Source organism: Sinobaca sp. H24 (assembly GCF_023845525.1).
The window spans coordinates 88,871-109,643 of the sequence record NZ_JALBWT010000008.1; the positions used below are offsets into that span (position 1 = coordinate 88,871).

Sequence of the window (20,773 nt, forward strand, 5' to 3'; positions counted from 1 at the left end):
CAGGATACAGAAAGACGGCTGGTTTCCTTGATATTCTTATGACAATACGTGCTTATATGGTGTACAAAAAAAAAGAAAGCGTAAACAGAAATCCTTCTGTTCGTCTTTCTCCCAGATAACAGGTATGCTGTGTATACCGGGAGATCCCGATACAAACGATGCCTGGTACCGATTGATACAGGCAGCGACCTTTGGAGGCTTTCTAATGAATACAGACCAGCAAAAAATACCACAGGCTACAGCGAAGCGTCTGCCGCTGTACTACCGATTTCTTGAAAACCTGCATGCCTCCGGAAAAACCAGGGTGTCTTCCACGGAATTAAGCGAAGCGGTGAAGGTGGATTCGGCGACGATCCGCCGGGACTTTTCCTACTTCGGTGCACTCGGCAAGAAAGGGTACGGCTATAACGTGTCCTACCTGCTGTCCTTTTTCCGGAAAACGCTGGATCAGGACGAGCGGACAAACGTCTGCCTCGTTGGAGTCGGTAACCTCGGCACCGCGCTTCTGCGCTATAATTTTTCCAGAAGCGATAACACACGCATCGTTTCCGCCTTTGACGTAAATGAGAACGTTGTTGGTAAGGAAGTAGGCGGAGTGGAGATTTTCCATCTCGACCAGCTTACCGAAAAGGCACCTGAAGATGAACAGCCAAGCGTGGCGATCCTGACGGTTCCCGCTGAATTTGCCCAGTCCACCGCCGAAAAGATTGTGGACGCCGGGATTAAGGGAATCTTGAATTTCACGCCGGCCCGCCTGTCCCTGCCGCCTTACATAAGGGTGCACCATATCGATTTATCGATTGAACTGCAGACACTCGTCTACTTTTTACGGAATTATCCGCTCGATTCGTAAGCACGTATCCGAATTATTTTAAAAAGGGAGGCTGTAACATGCCAATAGGTCCAGGAAGTCTTGCACTGATTGCCATAGTAGCACTGCTCATATTCGGCCCAAAGAAGCTGCCGGAGCTTGGAAAGGCAGCGGGCAACACCTTGAGAGAATTTAAGTACGCAACCAAGGGGCTGGCAGATGATGACGATGAAGAGAAGCCAAAGAAATCCGAACAAAAAACCGGCGAAACCAAGTAATCAGCAGAAGCCGCCGCTTATAGAAGAAGAGATGACGCTGTATGACCACCTCGGGGAGCTGAGAAGGAGAATTATCCTGGTCGGCAGCGTTTTTCTTGCGGCCATGATTATCGGCCTGATTATTGCACCGCGCGTGATTGAGTATCTGCAGAACATACCTGCAGCGGAAGATTTTCCGATGAACGTCTTCAGCCTTACCGATCCGGTGATGCTGTATATGAACTTCGCCTTTGTGATCGGCCTGATACTCGTGTTTCCGCTCCTGCTCCATCAGCTCTGGGCGTTTGTATCGCCGGGCCTGCTGGAAAATGAGCGCAAAGCAACCCTTTCCTACATCCCGATTGCCACGTTCCTGTTTTTCGGGGGACTGGCTTTCGCTTACTTTATTCTGTTTCCAAACGTGCTCCGGTTTTTGAGCTCGCTGACCGAGCGGCTCGGACTGACGGAACAGTACGGAGTGAACGACTACTTTTCCTTTCTGTTCCAGCTTACGCTGCCGTTTGGGCTGCTGTTTCAGCTCCCGGTCGTAGTGATGTTTCTGACGCGCCTTGGGATGATTACGCCCGCCTGGCTGCGCAAGGTGCGCAAGTATGCGTACTTCGTGCTGCTTGTCGTGGCAGGCTTTATTACGCCGCCGGAGATCGTGTCGCACCTGATGGTGACCGTGCCGCTCCTGCTGCTGTATGAAGTAAGCATTATTATTTCCAGGTCCACGTACAAGAAAGTACTGAAGGCCGAGCAACAGCGTATGGAAGAATGGGCACTTGAAGAACAGAAACGCCGGCAGGAAGAAATTGATAAACAGAATAATGGGTAATATAAAAGCTGTCCCCTGGGGGCGGCTTTTTTTTAAGTTTATTCATAAAAAGATTATTTATATATATTTATGATAAATAAATCCTGATATTTTATTCAAAATTTCATATTAATTACGATATATAGCGTAACTATGTTACGGAGATGAGGCAGAGTCATGCAGAAGATTAAGGTAGTCACTGTGATTGGCACGAGGCCGGAGGCAATAAAGATGGCACCTCTTTTAAAAGAGCTGGATCAGCGTACGTCGGTGGCGTCGTCTTTGATTGTAACGGGGCAGCATAAGGAAATGCTGGATCAGGTGCTGGAGACGTTTGCGCTGGAGGCAGATCATAACCTGAACATTATGCAGCCGAGCCAGACGCTGACGACGATTACGGTAAAGGTGCTGGAAGGCTTGGATCCGCTGTTTCATGAGATAAAGCCGGATCTGGTGCTCGTGCACGGCGACACGACTACCACATTTGCCGCCTCCATAGCGGCGTTTTACCAGCAGATTCCGGTCGGTCATGTGGAAGCCGGGCTTCGCACAGGTGATAAGTTCTCTCCTTATCCGGAAGAAATGAACCGGAAGCTTGCCGCCGCGGCAGCGGATTGGCATTTTGCCCCAACGGCCGCCGCCGAGAACAATCTGCTTCGGGAGAACATACCGCCGGAGTCTATTTTCGTTACCGGCAATACGGCTATCGATGCGCTCGCGCTGTCTGTACGGCCCGACTACACCCATCCGATTCTCGATGCGATAGACGGAGAGCGGTTTATTATTTTAACGACGCACCGCCGTGAAAACGCAGGAGAGGGGATGAAGGGCATTTTTACAGCTATTCAGCGACTGCTCGAGGCATTTACGAATCTGCACGTAGTCTATCCTGTTCATAAAAATCCGCAGATCCGCGCGCTTGTGGATAACATGTTTACAGAGAATCCAAGGCTTCATCTAACCGAACCGCTCGAAACCGTCGATTTTCATAATATTGCTTCAAGAGCTGCGCTGATTTTAACGGATTCCGGGGGCATTCAGGAGGAGGCTCCTTCCTTCGGTGTCCCGGTGCTCGTGCTGAGAGAAAATACCGAGCGGCCGGAAGGGGTCGAAGCTGGCGTACTTAAGCTCGTCGGCACATCCCCTGATGTTATTGTCCGTGAGGCATCGCGGCTGCTCGAGGACGAAGCGGCCTACACGGATATGGCGGATCGGCCGAATCCTTACGGAGACGGTCGGGCATCGGTTCGTATTGTGGACATTATTGAACATTTATTTGCCCTGAAGGAGGCGTAAGATGAAGCCGACGGTATCCATGACTATCCTGTTTACGATTATGACTTTGTGTCTTCTGCTCATGTTTAAGGTGGGGGGCGCGCTGCTGCAGGCTATTTCGATGATGCTTGTTCTCGCGGCGGTAGCAGGAATGGCGCTGCTCCCAACAAGGTATATTTTTCCGGCGGCGCTGTCGCTGATTCTTTTATATGGCTTTTATTTAACAGGCTGGAGCGTGTTTTTCGCGAATGCGCCTGCCCAGCTTACGCTCATCAGCCACCATATTCTGTTCAGCCTTTTTACGGTGAGCGTCTGGCTGTTCTTTGCTTCGTTCAAAACGCTGCTAGCCGAACATGCGGCCCTTGAAAAGCAGGTGGACGAGCTGAAAAAATATGAGCCTTCTTCGATGCTGCTGTCGATCTCCGAGTTTGAAAGCCGGGTGGAATTAATGCTTACCGGCATGAAAAGGCGCGGAGAATCAGGCTATCTGCTTCACATTGTGCTGAAGCCGCAGGTTTATGCGACAGCGGCCCTGCAGAAAAGCATGAGCGGGGTTATTTTGGAGTCGATCCGAGCCCAGTACGATATGGCAACGATCAACCAGGACGGAAGCTTTTCTGTTTTCCTGCAGAATACGGATGAAACCGGCGTGGGGATTGTCAAAAACCGCCTGGACGAAAACCGGCAGAAAATCATGGCAGCGGAGGAGCCGCCCTATGACGTATATTCCTCTTATATGGAAGAATATGATTTCCACACGTCCGCAGCGCAGCTGTACCGGGTGAGAAAGGAAGCCTGAACGATGGATATATTTTTTATTACGGCAATGACGTTTTTCTGGGTATTATTAATTTATTATTCATGGCTGGCAGTAGGCGGTATTATTCACCGCAGAAGAATTTACCCGTTTGAAAAGCTCGATAACTACCCGTCGGTGTCCATTCTGATTCCGGCCCATAACGAAGGAATCGTGATGCAGTATACGCTGCAGGCGATGCAGGCGCTCGAGTATCCGGGCAGGCTGCAGGTGATTCTGCTTGATGACAATTCCAGTGATGATACGGAAGCGATCGGCCGGGAGTACAGCCGGCTTTTTTCCCGTATTCACTATGTTCAGGTGCCGCCGGGCGAGCCGAAAGGGAAATCAAGAGTACTGAATCACGGTCTGTCGTTTATTGATACCGAATATTTTCTCGTGTATGACGCAGACAACCAGCCCGAGCCGGATGCGGTGCAGAAGTTGGTGGAAGCCGCCGTGCAGACGAAAAATGCGGTTGGGGCCGTTGGCTATGTGAAGACAGTCAACGCCCGGAAAAATCTGCTGACGCGGATGATTGCGCTCGAATTTGAGGTGTTTCAGCTGCTGATGCAGAGCGGACGCTGGCACTGGTGGAAAATGGGATCGCTTGCCGGGACGAATATGCTGCTGAAAGTAAGCGCCCTCGAAGAGCTCGGCGGCTATGATGAATATGCGCTTGCCGAAGATGCGGAGCTGACGATCCGGGTGGCCTCGAAAGGCTGGCGCCTTCCCGTCGTGCCCGAAGCGAGAACGTGGGAACAGGAGCCGGAGCATCTGAGGATTTTTATCCGGCAGCGCACGCGCTGGCTGATCGGAAACATTTACTTATTGGAAAAATCATTAAAGGACGCATCGTTCTGGAACCGGACGACGCTGATTCATTCGATTCAGCATATTGCAACGTATTTCTTTTTTGTGGTCGTGCTGTTTGTCTCCAATGTGCTGCTGATTCTCAGCCTGTTTGATGTGGTGTCAGTGTCGCTGGCAGTTCCGCTGTTAATGGTCTGGTTTATGAGCTATATTGTATATACGAGCCAGATTCTCAGTGCACAGGTGCTGGAAAAGGATGCCGGCAGCTTTCAGGTGGCAGTAGGGGGCATTATGTATTTTACGTACGCCCAGCTGTTTCTTGTACTGCTGGCGAAAAGCTTTTTCTCCTACTTTGCGAGCCGAATACGAAAGCGCACGATACTCTGGGACAAAACAGAACGCTTTAAAGGAGAGAATTCGTGAAAAAATGGATAATTGCCGTACTTTTGATCGTCGGCATCGGCCTGGCAGCCGCCTGGCTGCTGCTGCCGGATGGGGAGGAGGATGAAACCGTGACGGTCGTAGAAGACAGATATCGGGGAGACAATGGACTGATCGCCAATTACCCGGACGGGGAAGGAGAGACGGAATACCTGTCTGAATCGATCGGCCTGTATTTGGACTACCTGCTCGTCATCGAAGACGAAGATGCCTTTGCGGCAGAAGTGGAGCGCCTGTCCGAGTTCACCGAAGAGCTTGAAGAGGGAACGCTTCTTAAATGGAAGGTGGAGGAGGGTATTTCCGTCAACGCGCTGATTGACGATGTCCGCATTGCCTATGCGCTGCAGCGGGGTGCCGAACTGTTCGGTGAAGAGTCATATCAGGAGCTCTCGGAGTCGATTCAGCAGGCGGTCTATCATTATCAGTATGACGCGGGCGAATGGCATGATTTTTACGACTGGCCGTCCGATTCCCTCTCCCAGGAAGTGCACTTCAGCTACTTTTCCGCTGCCGCCTGGGAAAGCTTCGGGTGGGACGGAGCTTCGCTTGAAGGTGTTACACGTGCTGCCATGGATGACAGCCTCTACTACTACGAACGCTATAACGTCGCGGAACAGGAGAAGGAATTTTATACCGAAGGCGAAGTGAACCTGATTGACCAGGTGCTGATCATGCAGCAGATGGAAGCGGTCACCGGGGAGGTGCAGCCGTTGGAAAACTGGCTGTATGACATTTATGAAACGAACGGACGCCTGACGGGGCGCTATGACCGGACGACGATGGAAGAGTCGGTCGCTTATGAAGCGCCGGCCGTATACGCATTGATTATGCTGCACTTTCTCGACAAAGGAGACACGGAAAAAGCGGCGGACTGGAAAGAACCGCTCGAGAACGTTCATGAGCCCGAACAGGTATCCACAGAAGCCCATTTTTTTGATTATATCCTCGCAGAAACGGCGTTAAAGCGGCTGGAGAAAGAAACGCAGGCTGTCGAAGAGTAAAAAAAAGAAGCACCCGCGCGGGGTGCTTCTTTTTATTGATCCTTTTTATCATTATTGTCTTTCTTGTCCGGGTTGTCTGATGCTTTCATGCGTTTATGAAGCACCCAGAAGCGGTGCCCGAGCATGAGGTCGAACGTGGCGATGGCAGCAAGTGCCACGCTCATCACGCTCCACATTCCGTATTCCCCGGCAAACTGGAGGCCAAGGAAAATACAGAAGCCGGCTATTCCAAAGTAAATCATCGACATCGTCAGCGGAGACATCATAGAAACAAGCCTCCAATAATCAGCGCGGCCTGTTCCGCTTCACGGATAATTTCTTCCAGCTGGTCCGCGAAGATTACCTGCGTCATGACGACAAAAGCGTTCATGGCCACATGGGCAATAATCGGCACGATAATCCGTCCGGTTTTTACATAAAGGAAGGAAAACGTAAAGCCGACGGCGGTATAAATTAAGAGATGCGTGAAATCAAGATGGACGGCAGCGAAGATCACGGAACTGATCAGCGCGGCAAAAATGAAGTTCATGCGGCGGTAAAGCGCGCCGAACAGCACCTTGCGGAAAACGAGCTCTTCAAGAATCGGGCCGACCACAGCCACGACGAGAGCGAAAACCGGCACCATCTGAACCATCTCGACAATTTCCTGTGTGTTTTCCGAGCCCGGCTCAATGTTGAAGAGGGCCGTTTCAATAATGACCGCCACATACTGGGCGACGAAGGCGAGCAGAATACCAAGAAAGCTCCACAGCACCGCGTCCCCGACGGTGGTTCTTTTTAATTTAGGATGGGGCCTGGCTTTACGCTCCGGTATTAACAGCAGAAGCATGACTACCAGGGCGGCGATAAAGCTGAATATACTCCATACAGCAACACTCTGTGTGGTATCCATTCCGGTTGCAAGCAGCAGCGGAATGCCGATAATACCGGAGAGCTGCATAGCAATATATGTCACCAGTATCGCCCAATATCGCTTATTCAATAACGTCCACTCCTTAACATAAGTAAGATCTTTCAGCGGCTTTTACGCCGTACCAACCGTCATTGTACCACAGCAGGCGGCAGATCCCTTACGATAATGCATGTGAAACAATTGTGAAGCGGCAGAGAAAATAAGATTAAAAATCAGAGAGGACGGGAACAAGAAGAAAGGGTCCGGTGCGAAAAAGCAGAAACTTTTTTTCGGGAAGGGCTTGCAAAACAAAAGCAGAATGATTAATATAATAAGTGGATTAGCACTCAGTACATCCGAGTGCTAAAAATGAAAAACAGTAAAGGCCAGCGCCCGTTTTTTCAAGGGACGCCATGACTTTACGCTAACTCTGAAGGAGGGTTCTACCTTGTTAAAGCCACTAGGTGACCGTATTATCATTGAGCAAGTTGAATCAGAAGAAACTACTAAAGGCGGTATCGTCCTGCCGGGATCTGCCCAGGAAAAGCCGCAGGAAGGCAAAGTAGTAGCGGTTGGATCCGGTGCAGTAAAAGACAACGGAGAAAGACGCCCGCTTGAAGTAAACGAAGGCGATAAAGTGATTTATTCCAAATATTCCGGAACAGAAGTAAAGTTTGACGGTACGGAGTACTTAATCATCCGTGAAAGCGACATTCTTGCAGTCGTAAACTAATCATTCTTTTAATGAACGTATAAAAGCAGCACCCAACGAAACAAATACGCACTCAGGAGGGTACAATTAATGGCTAAAGATATTAAGTTCCGCGAAGACGCCCGCCGCTCAATGCTGCGCGGTGTTGACGAACTAGCTAACGCAGTAAAAGTAACGCTTGGACCGAAAGGACGCAACGTCGTTCTTGAGAAAAAATTCGGTTCCCCGCTTATCACCAATGATGGTGTAACGATCGCAAAAGAAATCGAATTAGAAGATAACTTCGAGAACATGGGCGCGCAGCTCGTATCCGAAGTAGCAAGCAAACAAACGACATTGCCGGTGACGGTACGACAACAGCAACCGTTCTTGCCCAGGCTATGATCCAGGAAGGTCTGAAGAACGTAACATCCGGCGCGAATCCAATGGGTATCCGCAAAGGTATCGAAAAAGCGACGAAGCTTGCTGTAGATGAACTGCAGAAAATTTCCAAGCCAATCGAAGGCCGTGAGTCCATCGCACAGGTAGCAGCTATTTCTTCTGCATCTGACGAAGTCGGCGAAATTATCGCTGAAGCAATGGAGCGCGTTGGAAACGACGGCGTTATCACAGTAGAAGAGTCCCGCGGACTTGATACCGAGCTTGAAGTCGTAGAAGGTATGCAGTTTGACCGCGGTTATGCGTCTCCTTACATGGTGACGGATTCCGATAAGATGACGGCTGAGCTTGATAACCCGTACATTCTTATTACCGATAAGAAGATCTCCAACATTCAGGAAGTTCTTCCGGTACTCGAGCAGGTGGTTCAGCAGAGCCGTCCAATCCTGATTATTGCAGAAGACGTAGAAGGCGAAGCACTTGCTACACTAGTAGTAAACAAGCTCCGCGGCACGTTCAACGCAGTAGCCGTTAAAGCACCTGGATTCGGTGATCGCCGTAAAGCCATGCTTGAAGATATCGCTACGCTTACAGGCGGTACGGTTATTACAGAAGATACAGGCCTTGACCTGAAGACAGCTACAGTCGATATGCTTGGTAATGCCAACAAGATTACCATTGATAAAGACAACACAACGATCGTGGAAGGAAATGGCCAGCCGGATCAAATTTCGAACCGTGTGAACCAGATTAAATCCCAGATCGAAGAAACAACATCTGAATTCGATAAAGAAAAACTTCAGGAGCGCCTTGCGAAGCTTTCCGGCGGTGTCGCTGTCGTGAAAGTCGGAGCCGCATCCGAAACAGAAATGAAAGAGCGCAAGCTCCGCATCGAAGACGCCTTGAACTCTACGCGTGCAGCAGTAGAAGAAGGTATCGTATCCGGTGGTGGTACCGCGCTTATGAACGTATACAAGACGGTTTGCCGCTATCGAAGCGGAAGGCGACGAAGCAACAGGCGTATCTATCGTGGTTCGTGCACTAGAAGAGCCGCTTCGCCAGATCGCGCTTAAACGCAGGCCTTGAAGGCTCCGTTATCGTAGAAAAAATGAAGCACGAAGAAATTGGCATCGGCTTTAACGCCGCAACCAACGAATGGGTAAACATGGTAGAGGCCGGCATCGTCGACCCTACAAAAGTAACCCGTTCTGCACTACAGCACGCATCTTCCGTTTCTGCGATGTTCCTCACAACGGAGGCCGTAATCGCAGAAAAGCCGGAGTCCAGCAGTGACTACGGCGGCGGCATGCCCGACATGAGCGGTGGCATGGGCGGAATGGGCGGCATGATGTAATATAAGCTTTCACTTTTTGATTAAAATGTGAAAAAGCTAATTCATCATTATCCGATTTGCATATAGAAATTTAATAGCAAAAGCTAAAAGGTGCTTCTCATCATTGAGAAGCACCTTTTTTTCAATTAAATAGTTAGTTTGTTAAATCAAATTCTAAGTTTTGTTCGTAAGACTGTTTAATTAAATCCATAACATGGTTTAAGTTAATATCAGGGGTGATTTTTATCTCCAACTCACCATTTCCTCGATGACCTATATTTGATACATCTTTAGTAGATGTTGAGGATCGTGTAGGCTATTTGCCTTTACATTCAACCACAATTTTAAATGGATTTTCTTTGGCTCTATATCTACAAAGTTATGATCTTCTATTTTATAAGCAATATAGTACTTCTTGTATTTCTCGTTAATAGAATTATCAAATTAAGGATTTTTAACTTCAATTCTTCAAAATTTCAAAGGTTTCAGGACTGAAAGCATCTTTATATGTGTTTAACGTATAGCTTTGCTCTTCGACATTTTTTTCTTTTAACTGATAATCAGCGAGTTCTTCTTCACTTAAATCAGGATATGCCATATCTCTACTGCTCGATCTGCAGAACCATTGCTCTTTGTTTTATGGCTGTTTCATTCCATTTTTCAATAGCTGCTACACTTTGGTTCAACCATAACGGACTATCTTTGAACCCACCGTGCAGACTAGATTTTTCTTTAAAAGATCGGTCACTCAACTCTGAGTTATATCCAGTTAAAGTTATGTTACCAAGCGTATGAAGATAGGTATTGTGAATCTTTTTCCATTCTTCTCCTAACTCTGATTGCCAGGCCGAAGGAACATTCTTATTCTGCGGCATAATATGTTCAATTGTATAATTTTCTACACTAATTGGTTCTTTTCTATTATAATTTTCTAATTTTCCGAGTAGTGTATTACGGTTCCTAAAGTTGTACACATCTTTTACAACTAGTTCTTGTTTAAATTCTTCGTTAGATGGAAATCTTCTATAGCTCGTTCTTAACAATAACGCTGCTTTTGTGCTCTTTATATATGCATCTAGATCTACTTCTTTAATCAAAGATGCAAAGGTTTTGTTAAGAGAGTTTGTAGGAATCGCGCAGATTGCTCTCCTAAACACATAGCTGCTAACTAGTTTAAGAATTTCCAAGAAATCTTCACGGGTAATAAGATTATTTGTGAAATCATCATACACTTTAAGAAGGAATGGATAAGAAACATCGACTTTAAGTGTGCGAATATCTTTGAATCCTACATCCAATAAGGGATCATCTACACTTAAGGTCAGATTAATGTAGTAATTTCCGTATTTAAATACCTCTGTGATAATTTCCTCTATTGTGCTCTCTTCATTTTGCCAAACATAATTTTTGAATGCTTCATATACAAAATCAATCTTTGGAATATTACCTGTCTTGAGAGTTAAATAGTCTCGAATAAAGCGGTCAAAATAGCGCGTATCTTCCAAATGTCCAAACCTCTTCTCAAGTTTAGACCAATAGTTATTATATAATCTTTTTTGCTTCTCTTCTTCTAATCCCATTAAAAAGTAATTACGGATTAAATCAGCTTGAGATAAATCAAGGCCCGTAGAGTTTAAACTTTCAAATATTAGCTGCGGGTTATCTTTGTCTCTATCCAGAGAAATATCGACCATAATTAACTTACTAATTCCTTGGTAAATTTCATCAAGGGTTAGCTTACTTTTTTTCATTATTTCTTTATAGTACGAATGATTTTCTACAATTCTATTTGAATACTCATCATTTAATTCTCGATTATCTAATAAATCCATATAGGTAGCGCGATCTTTTTGGGTGAGTAGAAGCTTGTAATGTTCTTCATCTTCTTCATCTTGATTTAATAAATAATAGTTTCTCGCTTTCTTTGCTGTAATTAAAGATGCTTCTTTTTCATCTTCCTGTATTAACTCAGAGAAGGCAGCAAGTATAAGGCTTAAGGTAGTTAATCGTTGCTGTCCATCAATAACTAAAAGCTTTGGGACTGATGTTACATGGTACAGACCCTTCTCTACGTAAACCACAGAACCTATAAAATGACCAGACATATTATCGTCCATGGCGGCTCTCTCAATATCTTCCAAAGTTGTTTACATTCTTTCTTAGTCCAACTATATGTACGTTGATAGATTGGGATAACAAATTGTTTTGGTCCTTTAAGAAATTGTAATAAGTTAGTTTCAGTTGCTTTCATTAGAACCACCTCCATATATTCATTGGTTAATTGTATCAAAATGTTTTAATAAGCACTTATCTTAACGTTAAATAATAATGAATTAGAACGGTACTTATTTAATCAAGGAGCAAAACAGCTTATTGAAAAATTCTAATGAAACAGTGTAGGCAGGATTTAGTAATGAAGATAGCAAGCAAAGGTAAAGATTTCTAATTTCTGACTATAGGAGAATGTAAAAATGTAAAACAAGGAGTTTACGATTCTGATGATAAGACTGGAATATAGCGTTATTAATTTTTATTAATAGTAAGCAAGATTACAATATACAATTTTTGTGATATTTACCTCCTTCACTCCCAGTTAAAATGATAAACTAAAGAAGGGGGTATTTAGTATGGAAATGAAGTACATATCTATGTTACTTGGTAGCTTTTTATTAGTTGCAGCTGGGTGTAATAGTGAAAAAGCAGTTGATAGCGAGGAAACTCATATTGAGGCGACAGAAGTAGAAGCCAGCTCGCCTGAAGAAGCAGTTCAACCAGTAGAAACAGCACAGGAAAAGCCAACATATGAAGATCAAATAAGCGAAGAAACAGAGCCTATAGAGGATATTAAAGTGCATTTTATAGATGCCGGTCAAGCAGATGCTACGTTATTTGAATACAGTGAAGGTGACGAAGACTATGCTGTCCTTTTTGATGCGGGGGATTGGAACCAAGACGATGTAGTCCATTATTTGAACACGGAAGGAATTGAAAACATAGATGTCATGATGCTTAGTCATCCACACGCTGATCATATTGGCCAAGCTGACAGGATTATCGAAGACTTCTCAGTAGAGGAAGTATTTATGTCCGGCGAAATTCAAACGTCTCAAACCTTTGAACGTGTCATCGATGCTATTGATTATTATGATGTAGGGTACGAGGAATCGAGAGCGGGAGACATATATGATGTAGGACCGCTGCAGATAGAAATGATTAATCCGGAAAACCTGGATAGCGACGAGAATAATAACTCCCTAGCCGCTCGTTTTCAATACGGAGATGATTTTTCTGTCATGCTTACAGGGGATGTAGAAGAAGCGACAGAAGCACAAATTGTAAGGCCGCGAATATACATTGGAAACGGATATTTTACAACTGGGTCATCATGGATCAGACACGTCCAGTTCCTCCATTTTTATCGATGAAGTCGATCCTGCAGTAGCCATTTATTCAGCCGGAGAAAATAACCAGTACGGCCATCCCCATGATTCGGTGCTTGAAGCATTAGAAGGGCGGGGTACGGAGGTATACGGTACTAGTGTAGACGGGACGATTGTCGTGACGAGTGATGGAGAGTCGTATGATATTGAGACCATGAAAGAGGAAGAACGTACTTCTGAAGATATTATGTCATCTGATAATGAGTCTGAACATTCAAGCAATAATCCTGATGAAAATGTAGAAGAGGAAGCCCAGGGAGAGTGTATCGATATTAACGCTGCCTCGAGTGAGCAGCTGCAGAGTATTAATCAAATAGGAGTAGAACGTGCAGAACAAATAGAAGAACTACGACCTTTTAGTTCTATAGATGATATGGAACGTATTAATGGAATAGGTCCCGCTCGGGTGGATGAGATAAAAGCAGAAGGACTCGCGTGTATAGGAGGATAAGTGATGGAAGTAAAAGGGGTGCTAGATCGTATTGAAGACGATAAGTACGCTGTAATACTGGCTGAAGAGATTGGAAGGGAATATATAGTGGATAAAAATAAGATCTCTCATGATACCCGGCCAGGTGATTGGGTAGTAATGACTGAAAAGAATGGAAAAATTGTTAAATGTGTTAAAGATAAAAATGAATCTATAAATAATTCAACTCGAGTAGAAAATAAAATGAAAAGAATAAGATTTAAAAGTAGTGACAATAAATTTAAAAAGAACTAACAAAAGGATTAAAGATTAGCTTATTAAATATTAAAAAAGCTAATTGAAATATAAAAGCAGTTAAAAGGAATTAAAAGAGCAATTAGAACGAGCTAAAATCAGATAGAGCTGGGATTAAATTTCATAGGTGATCGAAGAGATATTATTATTTACTTGATTAGCTAAAGTTAGTTTTAGAAGAGGTTCTTATTAAAAGGTTGAGTTAATGGTAGAAAGTCTAAGGCTACAAATGAGAGAAATTTTTATATATTTGGTAGTACAAATAACTTCACTATTTATTTCTATACGAGGGGTTGAACTATTTGGCAAATACTAGTGAAAATAAGACTTATTTTTTGAAAGATACTGCACTGATAAGTAAAGAAAATGATGAATTTCACCATGAAGATTACGCGAAGAATTTGAAAAAAATCATTATAGAGCACGATCCACCTTATAATATCGCTTTAATTGGAAAATGGGGAGTCGGTAAATCTTCAATTATTAATTTTTTAAAAGAAGAATTAAAAGGAAGATCTGAAGTCAGGATTCACGAAATTAATGCATGGAAGTATGAAAATGATTCTTTAAAAAAGGCTTTTCTTAAAAACTTATACAAAGAGTTTAATCCTAATGTCGACTCGTCGGTCTCAACAACCTGGGGCGAAAATTTGAGGAAGGTATCTGGAAGTATTAATCATGAGACAGCTACCTTGTCTCCTAGAAATGCTCTTAAGAATATTTTTCCTTTATTACTAACACTTTTAGTGCTTTGGGTTATTACATCTATTGTGGTGCTTTTTGTTTTGTATGCGATTGATGGTATTAATGCTATATTTACTGCTAATACATTTCTAGATAATGTGCAAAATACATTTTCTAACTTTCAAAATAATATTTGGGTGCCAATTATTATAAGTCCTTTGCTATTATTGCTTCGATTTTTTGTTAAGGATGCACTTCAAAGAAAATATGCGGATGTTCATTTAATTAAACCAATTGAAACAGCAGACGAATATGAGGAATTATTCAAGAAGGAAATTGCAACATATAAGAAAAAGAATCCGAAGTTTAAGAAATTAATAGTGGTTGTGGACGATTTGGATAGACTTACTACAAAGAAAGTGGTTGCAGCTTTAGATGCTATTAAAGCCTTTGTTGAGATAAATGAATGTGTATTTATAGTTACGTGTGATAATAACATTTTAATAAATGCTTTAGAGAAAGAAAAATTAAATAAATCATTGGATGTGGATGGAGAACTATTTCTTGATAAGTTATTTCATTTTAGAATATCGTTACCTCCCATTATAGAAAGAGATATGAGCGATTTTGCTATTAAAATTACTAACCAGAAAGCACCGGACCTTGTTGAGATATGTAATGGTTTATTTCGAGAACTTACAGACATCTTAATCCATACTGATGTTAGTACGCCTAGACAAGTGAAAAAAATCATGAACACTTTTGCTAATAATTTACTTATAGCTCGTGCTAGGGAGGCGGATGGTCGGAAACTAGAAGATAAGTTGCTTACTAATGATCAAGGATTACAATATCTAGCGAAAATTTCTGTTATTCAATCAGACTATAATGAAGTTTACGTAGAACTAGTTAAAGACTACAATTATTTAGAGGATTTTCTTTATTTTTATCAATATGGTGAAAGAGAAAAAGAAAAAACTAAGTCTTCTGTGAAAAAATTTTTCAATAATAAGAACGGCGATTATCAAATTAAGCAAGATTTTGAAGGACTAGTGAACTTTCTTACAAGAAACGAACATATTAATGTAGATAATATTGCCCCTTTTATCTATTTGGGGCAAGATGTAATTGGTCTTAAAGCTGGAGATGAAAAACAACGTATGATTCTTCAGAGCTTAACCAACGGAAATGAAAAACCAGTCTTAGATATTTTAAAAGAAACAAGTGAGAATATATATCTAACCCAAGCAATAATTGAAGTTATTAAACAAGCAGCATCTAAAGATATATCGTTAGTAATTAAAGCAGCAGTTCCTATTGTTAGTATTATTGATGAAGAAAAGAATAATTTTGCAAATATTATTTCCTCTAGGTTAAATACTATTGATTTATCTCAAATTAGATTTTGGCAATTGTCGTTGTCAGATATGTTAAATATCTACTTTTTAGCAGATAATAAAATGGGCATTGAAAAAGCCATTGTAAAAATGTTGGAAGAGTTATTCACAAAAAATACAAAATGGAAAAATGAACTAGGAAAAGAGCTTACGAATAAAGAGTTTACAATGAGAATAACAGAGTCTCTGAAAATACTTTTTGATTTAGAAGAAAAATTGCCGAAATCAGTAAGGCAAGAAATGAAAAACTTTTTAAACGATTCCGATGAAGAATATAACTACTATAGTTTTGAAAATATTCATGAACTATACCTTAAGTATCCACAGCATTTTGAAAATTATTTTGGTTTTCCATTTTATAGTCAATTAATAAGTGATATGGAGATTGCAGATGATGCAGTACTTTCATTAGAAATGAAAACTTTTTACGAGATAGCTCCAAAAATTAGAATCTTAGATTCTGAATCATTTATTAACTCGATTTCTACTGTTATTAAAGCAGGGGGATCGGAATACTTGATAAGTACTTTAAAATTAGTGGAGGCGGTCGTAGAAGAAATTGAAGAAGACATAGGATCTTCTATAATCGAATCAGTAACTGTCTTGAAGGTGAATGAAAAGCAGGTAAATGAAATTTCCTCTATACTGCAAAAAATTCCATTTAATTTAAATTCGATTAAAGGATTAGCAAATCAATTTGACGATTTTATTATTAATCTGTTTTCAAATGAAGAAATATATATAGAAGAAGAATTATTAAATTTAATAGATTACGGCATGAAACAAAGTGAAAGTAACTTTGGTATTTATGAAACACCTATGAACATATATTCAATAATATTTTAGAAACTTCTTCTTTTGATGTACTTATTTCTAGGTTCAATGAAAAGTTTACTAATGAACAAAGAAAACGTCTTTTTGAGAAACTCAAAACTTTCGTGAAGTTAAATTCTTATGATGCGGTTATTTTAGAGCGAGTGTATATTCTGTATTCGATTCTTATAAAAGAAAAAGAAAACGCAGCCTATATCCAAGAAACAATGAAAATAGGAATTCAAGAGTTCAGAAATAACAAATGGAATCAAAACACAAATTGGGCAAATGATTTCATTAATCTTTTCTCTATTACTTCTTTTGTATTAGATGAAACTGATATTAAAAACTTTTTAACTGTGATAGAAGGAGGGGTAACTCAAGCGGGCCAAACAGATTTGGCTATAAAGGCTTTAAAAAACATAGGAACTCATTTGCCCAAAGATAAGATAGTAGCTTTAAGATCTTATAGTGTGAAGAATGCTACAACAGACTCTTCAAAAATGGATGCGTTCGAGTTCTTGAAATCTACTAGAGAACATGCGACACAGAAAAATAAGAATTTAAATGAGTATGTAACTTTCTTAGTGGAAAATTTCTCGATAAAAATAGAAAACTTTCTAGAAGAATTGTTCTCTTTTTTCTCTTTTATATCAGAGAACTCAATGGTTCAGTTATTGATTAATACTAGTAGATTAGAATTAGATGTTTTGAATTCCAAGTTATCTACAATACAAAATGTTGTAAATAAATTCTTTATGAAACTCGATAAAAAGCAAAAAGTACAGGTTTTGTTTGAGGGTATAAGAGAAGAAATAGATATAGAAGTGATTATTAGTGTCTTACTTGAGTCATTAGATAATCCTAGTAGAACCAATTTATTAAACAATGCATTAAGTTCTGAAGATTTTAGAGAAAAAAGTTTTAGAATGATTTTGTTGAAGTTGTGTGCTCCCTCTCAAAACAATATAAGTAATATGAAATTCACAAATTTATTAATAGATATGTTTAAAGAAAACGATGATGATTACATTATTGAGACTTCCGAAATACTACTTCATAAATTTAAAAATTACCGTTTTAACAAAGAGAAAAAGCGTATAGCAGAGCAAATATTCACTACATTTCGTAACACAAATCTATTAGCAAAAACAAAGTTATTAGAGGTTAGTAAAGAATTTTTATTACGAGATACTTTTATAGAAAAACTCAAGGAAGGTTTCTTCACGGAAGAAGAAGAAAAATTAATCAGAGATACTTTCAATTTACGAACAAAAAAGAGAGCGGTATTGGGAAGGGATTAAAGTCGTACATTTCGTTTAAAAAAGAGAAAACTGTTATATTAACTAAAGTAAAAAACAATTGATTTATAGGTGATTTGCAGATGACTTGTTAAAAAAATTACTAAAGATGAGTTGGTATTATAAAAATAAATTAATTAGTAAATAACTCAAGTTTCAAATCAGCATGCTTCTAAAAGAAGTAAATGCTCACATTTTACTCACACAATTAAATGAAAAAGTATAAAAAAGAGTTCACTAGGGTAAACTAGTGAACTGCTCTAAGCACTGATATATCAGTTAAAATGAACTACAATACAAAAACCATGCATTTCTTTCTTTTATCAAGAAGTATGGGCGGCATGATGTAGTAAAAGCCAGAGCTCTATTACAAGGTTCAGCTTTTAGAACAACATGATGAACAGCCCATTCCAACTAAATAGCATGATAAGAGTGTCCCATCTGTTCAGTGAACAGGTGGGATGCTTTTTTGCGTTTTTAGCACCTTATGCTATTTCTGCGTATAGAAAAGCTGGCAAAAAACATTGACAGAGGTATAGGTATGCGGTTACTATAAAGTTGATTGATCGATCAAAATAAAAAATGACCAATCAATAATTTTAAGGTGGATGAAGAAATGACAGATAAACAATATTTAATAGCAGAAGCCCGAAGGAACAAATTATTAAAGCATCTATAGAGGTTTTACAAGATATTGGATATTCCAGCACCAGTCTTTCCAAAATAGCGAAGAAAGCAAGTATAAGTACAGGGCTTATCTCTTACCATTTCTCCGGTAAAGAAGATCTGATGAGAAATACGTTAATGTATTTGGTGCAGCAGGAGCGGTCTTTTATTAAGGAAAAAGTAGAACAGACACAAACGTACATGGGAAAATTAATGGTTTTTATAGAAGCAGGCTTAGCCTATCAGGGCACGAACCGTGCCAATAATATCGCTTTACTTGAAATTGTGTTTAACGGCCGCACCCCGGACAATATTCCCTATTATCTGGTAGAGGTGGATGAGGAAGACGAATTAAATGTGCTGTTAAAAGATATCCTCTCCAAAGGGCAGGAATCCAAAGAATTTAGCGATTTTGACCCTAACGTGATTGCGGTAGTTATCCGGGGGGCTATATCAGGATCCATGTCATTACCACAATACGAAAATAAGCTGGATCTTGAAGAGTACAGTGAAAAGCTCGTGAAGAGCATCATAAAAATGGTTCAATAATTCTTTTTGAATCGTTAAAGACACGGGGAGACAGGAAACTTTAGAAAGAAGGAAACGTTGATGCTGAAAAAAGAAACGTACTCTGTACCGGAACACCTTCCGTACCACCGTGTACTAGTAACCAGTAAAAGGCATATATGGCGTGGCTTATTAGCTTTTCTTCTTCTTATTGGCGGCATGTTTTTTCTTTGTTATCACCTTCTCCTTTATCGGAGGTGAAATCGACACCCGTATCTTCGGACGCGTGAGTCCGGCAAAAGGGGGCACAGACTACACCCCTGTATACATGGCAGCTAACTTTCTTGCGATTGCCATGCTTATTCCATGGAGTATGTGTATACAGCGCTGGCTGTATGGAATGAAGGGGGCCGACCTGCATTCTGTTCTTTCCACCTTCCGGCCGGAAGTATTTGGTCGTGCGGTGCTGTTTACTCTTCCTCCTATGACGGTATGTATCGTTATCTTAAACTTGTATGCTCCTTACACGACTACCGAATGGAACGTCAGTGATCTGCTTATTATTTTTATTTTAAGTATATTAATCGTGCCTCTTCAGAGTGCTGGAGAGGAATACGGATTCCGGGGACTTGTTTTCCGGATAGCCGCCGGCTGGTTTCAAAATCCCCGAATGTCTCTTATTAGCGGTATTGCTGTTTCCAGCCTGTTATTCGCTGCCATTCATCTGTCGCCTGACCCATGGTTCAACCTGCATTACATCCTGCTTGGTGTTACGTTTGCATTGATTACGTGGAGGACAGGAGGCCTGGAATATGCAATTGTGATTCACGCACTGAATAACTCGCTCACCTATGTCTTAGCCACTGTACTGCGTACCGATCTGCTGGCGGATGTTGATCGGTCAGCCGGTATGGAGGAAGCGGTATCGTACTTCTCCCATCCATTGTGATTATTTTTATTACGATAATTATATGCTTCAAAACCCGTCATACCAGACCTGCGCTGACTCCGTGCAGCGTTCATGAAAACCCTGGGGAGCAAGCTTTTTTAACGGATTAAAAATTCTCACTATAGAAAGGTAGGTGTACCTGCCCATGTTTCGGTTTAAACGACGTAATAGACGTCTGAAAAAGGTCAAAAAAGGGATGGTCATCCGCTAAAAAAATATAAACTGTGGCATATGTTTACTCGTTCCTTATTTCATATAGAAATAAAAACCAATGAAAAGGAAGGCTGAACTACGCTGTCAATTGCAGTTATTTCGTAGAAGAACCTAGAGCTGATTTATACCGGGAAGGCAGACATATCGCCTACTCAAAACTTCCAGCTGTTTTTCCGGTAGAAAACGGATTTATTGAAGCAGCATCCGGTTCTTATGGAATTAAACGAATGCATTATGTTACAGAGGAAGAATCGAGTATCCCTTGTATCCTGATAAACGGTCGCTCAGAGGGTTACGTCTGAGTTTGGACAATCAATTTCCCCTGACAAGCAGACTCATTGGGCTATATCGATACTAATGTTATTAACTACATTTGTTTTAGGATTACCACAATTAATAGAACCTATTTCTCAAGTTCCGTGGATAGCTGAAAATATAGGCGTTTTTGTATCACCATTTGAGTATTCCGCTATGGAGAATTTCTGGATTGTAGTCTTAGGAGTAATAGCTGGAGTGGAAAGATCCCTGCTGCTGCGTAATAAATGGCTGCTAG

The 20,773-nt window shown here is 41.5% G+C and carries 19 protein-coding genes and 1 pseudogene; 16 read left to right on the plus strand and 4 right to left on the minus strand.

Translation table 11 applies throughout. From position 1 onward, the window contains the following. Nucleotides 1-205: 205 nt before the first annotated feature. From MMY81_RS12755 to MMY81_RS12785, 7 genes are all read left to right on the plus strand, one after another. A complete protein-coding gene (locus tag MMY81_RS12755; RefSeq protein WP_120193952.1) occupies nt 206-853 on the plus strand; it encodes a redox-sensing transcriptional repressor Rex in 648 nt (215 codons plus the stop codon). A 38-nt stretch (nt 854-891) separates the two neighbouring features. Beyond that, on the plus strand, nt 892-1,089 hold the full coding sequence (locus tag MMY81_RS12760; RefSeq protein ID WP_120193951.1) for a twin-arginine translocase TatA/TatE family subunit: 198 nt from the start codon (nt 892-894) through the stop codon (nt 1,087-1,089). A 31-nt stretch (nt 1,090-1,120) separates the two neighbouring features. Beyond that, nucleotides 1,121-1,906, plus strand: a complete 786-nt coding sequence (tatC, locus tag MMY81_RS12765) for a twin-arginine translocase subunit TatC (protein WP_252313279.1) — start codon at nt 1,121-1,123, stop codon at nt 1,904-1,906. Nucleotides 1,907-2,062: 156 nt separating this feature from the next. Beyond that, nucleotides 2,063-3,181, plus strand: a complete 1,119-nt coding sequence (wecB, locus tag MMY81_RS12770) for a non-hydrolyzing UDP-N-acetylglucosamine 2-epimerase (RefSeq protein WP_252313197.1) — start codon at nt 2,063-2,065, stop codon at nt 3,179-3,181. A gap of 1 nt (nt 3,182) precedes the next feature. Further along, the gene (locus tag MMY81_RS12775) at nt 3,183-3,959 is read left to right on the plus strand and encodes a hypothetical protein (RefSeq protein WP_252313198.1); all 777 of its coding nucleotides are present in this window, start codon (nt 3,183-3,185) and stop codon (nt 3,957-3,959) included. Between the two features lie 3 nt (nt 3,960-3,962). Then, entirely contained in the window at nt 3,963-5,192 is a 1,230-nt protein-coding gene (locus tag MMY81_RS12780) for a glycosyltransferase family 2 protein (protein ID WP_252313199.1), read from the plus strand. Further along, entirely contained in the window at nt 5,189-6,211 is a 1,023-nt protein-coding gene (locus MMY81_RS12785; protein WP_252313200.1) for a hypothetical protein, read from the plus strand. The genes MMY81_RS12780 and MMY81_RS12785 overlap by 4 nt, the downstream gene beginning before the upstream one ends. Nucleotides 6,212-6,243: 32 nt before the next feature. Here the strand turns inward: MMY81_RS12785 and MMY81_RS12790 are convergent, their stop codons facing one another. Then, nucleotides 6,244-6,477, minus strand: coding sequence for a hypothetical protein (locus tag MMY81_RS12790; RefSeq protein ID WP_252313201.1), 234 nt, complete (start codon nt 6,475-6,477; stop codon nt 6,244-6,246). Then, nucleotides 6,474-7,193, minus strand: a complete 720-nt coding sequence (locus MMY81_RS12795) for a CPBP family intramembrane glutamic endopeptidase (RefSeq protein WP_252313202.1) — start codon at nt 7,191-7,193, stop codon at nt 6,474-6,476. Before MMY81_RS12795 ends, MMY81_RS12790 begins: the two co-directional genes overlap by 4 nt. Nucleotides 7,194-7,551: 358 nt before the next feature. On the opposite strand from MMY81_RS12795, the gene groES reads away from it, so the two are divergent. Both groES and groL read left to right on the plus strand, forming a co-directional pair. Continuing rightward, nucleotides 7,552-7,836, plus strand: a complete 285-nt coding sequence (gene groES, locus MMY81_RS12800) for a co-chaperone GroES (RefSeq protein WP_120193943.1) — start codon at nt 7,552-7,554, stop codon at nt 7,834-7,836. 69 nt (nt 7,837-7,905) lie between these two features. Beyond that, nucleotides 7,906-9,547, plus strand: a pseudogene (gene groL / locus MMY81_RS12805) (chaperonin GroEL). Between the two features lie 439 nt (nt 9,548-9,986). On the opposite strand, the gene MMY81_RS12815 reads toward groL, so the two are convergent. After that, nucleotides 9,987-10,124: a hypothetical protein gene (locus tag MMY81_RS12815; RefSeq protein WP_252313204.1), complete on the minus strand. Its 138-nt coding sequence runs from the start codon at nt 10,122-10,124 to the stop codon at nt 9,987-9,989. A gap of 4 nt (nt 10,125-10,128) precedes the next feature. After that, entirely contained in the window at nt 10,129-11,667 is a 1,539-nt protein-coding gene (locus MMY81_RS12820) for a DUF262 domain-containing protein (protein WP_252313205.1), read from the minus strand. Between the two features lie 486 nt (nt 11,668-12,153). Between MMY81_RS12820 and MMY81_RS12825 the strand changes: the two genes are divergently transcribed. The 7 genes from MMY81_RS12825 (at nt 12,154) to MMY81_RS12855 (ending at nt 20,007) form a co-directional block, all read left to right on the plus strand. Then, on the plus strand, nt 12,154-12,951 hold the full coding sequence (locus tag MMY81_RS12825) for an MBL fold metallo-hydrolase (RefSeq protein ID WP_252313206.1): 798 nt from the start codon (nt 12,154-12,156) through the stop codon (nt 12,949-12,951). Continuing rightward, on the plus strand, nt 12,881-13,417 hold the full coding sequence (locus MMY81_RS12830; protein ID WP_252313207.1) for a helix-hairpin-helix domain-containing protein: 537 nt from the start codon (nt 12,881-12,883) through the stop codon (nt 13,415-13,417). Before MMY81_RS12825 ends, MMY81_RS12830 begins: the two co-directional genes overlap by 71 nt. Before the next feature lie 3 nt (nt 13,418-13,420). Beyond that, nucleotides 13,421-13,690 (plus strand): DUF3006 family protein, encoded by a 270-nt coding sequence (locus MMY81_RS12835; RefSeq protein ID WP_252313208.1) that lies wholly within the window; start codon nt 13,421-13,423, stop codon nt 13,688-13,690. A gap of 302 nt (nt 13,691-13,992) precedes the next feature. Continuing rightward, on the plus strand, nt 13,993-16,617 hold the full coding sequence (locus MMY81_RS12840; protein ID WP_252313209.1) for a KAP family P-loop NTPase fold protein: 2,625 nt from the start codon (nt 13,993-13,995) through the stop codon (nt 16,615-16,617). Between the two features lie 92 nt (nt 16,618-16,709). Continuing rightward, complete coding sequence (locus tag MMY81_RS12845; protein WP_252313210.1) at nt 16,710-17,888, plus strand: hypothetical protein; 1,179 nt, start codon at nt 16,710-16,712, stop codon at nt 17,886-17,888. Nucleotides 17,889-18,674: 786 nt separating this feature from the next. Further along, nucleotides 18,675-19,100 carry a TetR/AcrR family transcriptional regulator gene (locus MMY81_RS12850; RefSeq protein WP_252313211.1) on the plus strand — a complete coding sequence of 142 codons (426 nt, stop codon included), beginning with the start codon at nt 18,675-18,677 and terminating at the stop codon, nt 19,098-19,100. A gap of 244 nt (nt 19,101-19,344) precedes the next feature. After that, entirely contained in the window at nt 19,345-20,007 is a 663-nt protein-coding gene (locus MMY81_RS12855) for a CPBP family intramembrane glutamic endopeptidase (RefSeq protein WP_252313212.1), read from the plus strand. Nucleotides 20,008-20,773 lie beyond the last annotated feature (766 nt).

Excerpts from the sequence above, each read along its gene's own strand:
- MMY81_RS12755 (WP_120193952.1), top strand. The coding sequence starts at position 206 with ATGAATACAGACCAGCAAAAAATACCACAGGCTACAGCGAAGCGTCTG.
- MMY81_RS12760 (WP_120193951.1), top strand. The coding sequence starts at position 892 with ATGCCAATAGGTCCAGGAAGTCTTGCACTGATTGCCATAGTAGCACTG.
- tatC (WP_252313279.1), top strand. The coding sequence starts at position 1,121 with ATGACGCTGTATGACCACCTCGGGGAGCTGAGAAGGAGAATTATCCTG.
- wecB (WP_252313197.1), top strand. The coding sequence starts at position 2,063 with ATGCAGAAGATTAAGGTAGTCACTGTGATTGGCACGAGGCCGGAGGCA.
- MMY81_RS12775 (WP_252313198.1), top strand. The coding sequence starts at position 3,183 with ATGAAGCCGACGGTATCCATGACTATCCTGTTTACGATTATGACTTTG.
- MMY81_RS12780 (WP_252313199.1), top strand. The coding sequence starts at position 3,963 with ATGGATATATTTTTTATTACGGCAATGACGTTTTTCTGGGTATTATTA.
- MMY81_RS12790 (WP_252313201.1), bottom strand. The coding sequence starts at position 6,477 with ATGATGTCTCCGCTGACGATGTCGATGATTTACTTTGGAATAGCCGGC.
- MMY81_RS12815 (WP_252313204.1), bottom strand. The coding sequence starts at position 10,124 with ATGGCATATCCTGATTTAAGTGAAGAAGAACTCGCTGATTATCAGTTA.
- MMY81_RS12825 (WP_252313206.1), top strand. The coding sequence starts at position 12,154 with ATGGAAATGAAGTACATATCTATGTTACTTGGTAGCTTTTTATTAGTT.
- MMY81_RS12835 (WP_252313208.1), top strand. The coding sequence starts at position 13,421 with ATGGAAGTAAAAGGGGTGCTAGATCGTATTGAAGACGATAAGTACGCT.
- MMY81_RS12850 (WP_252313211.1), top strand. The coding sequence starts at position 18,675 with ATGAGAAATACGTTAATGTATTTGGTGCAGCAGGAGCGGTCTTTTATT.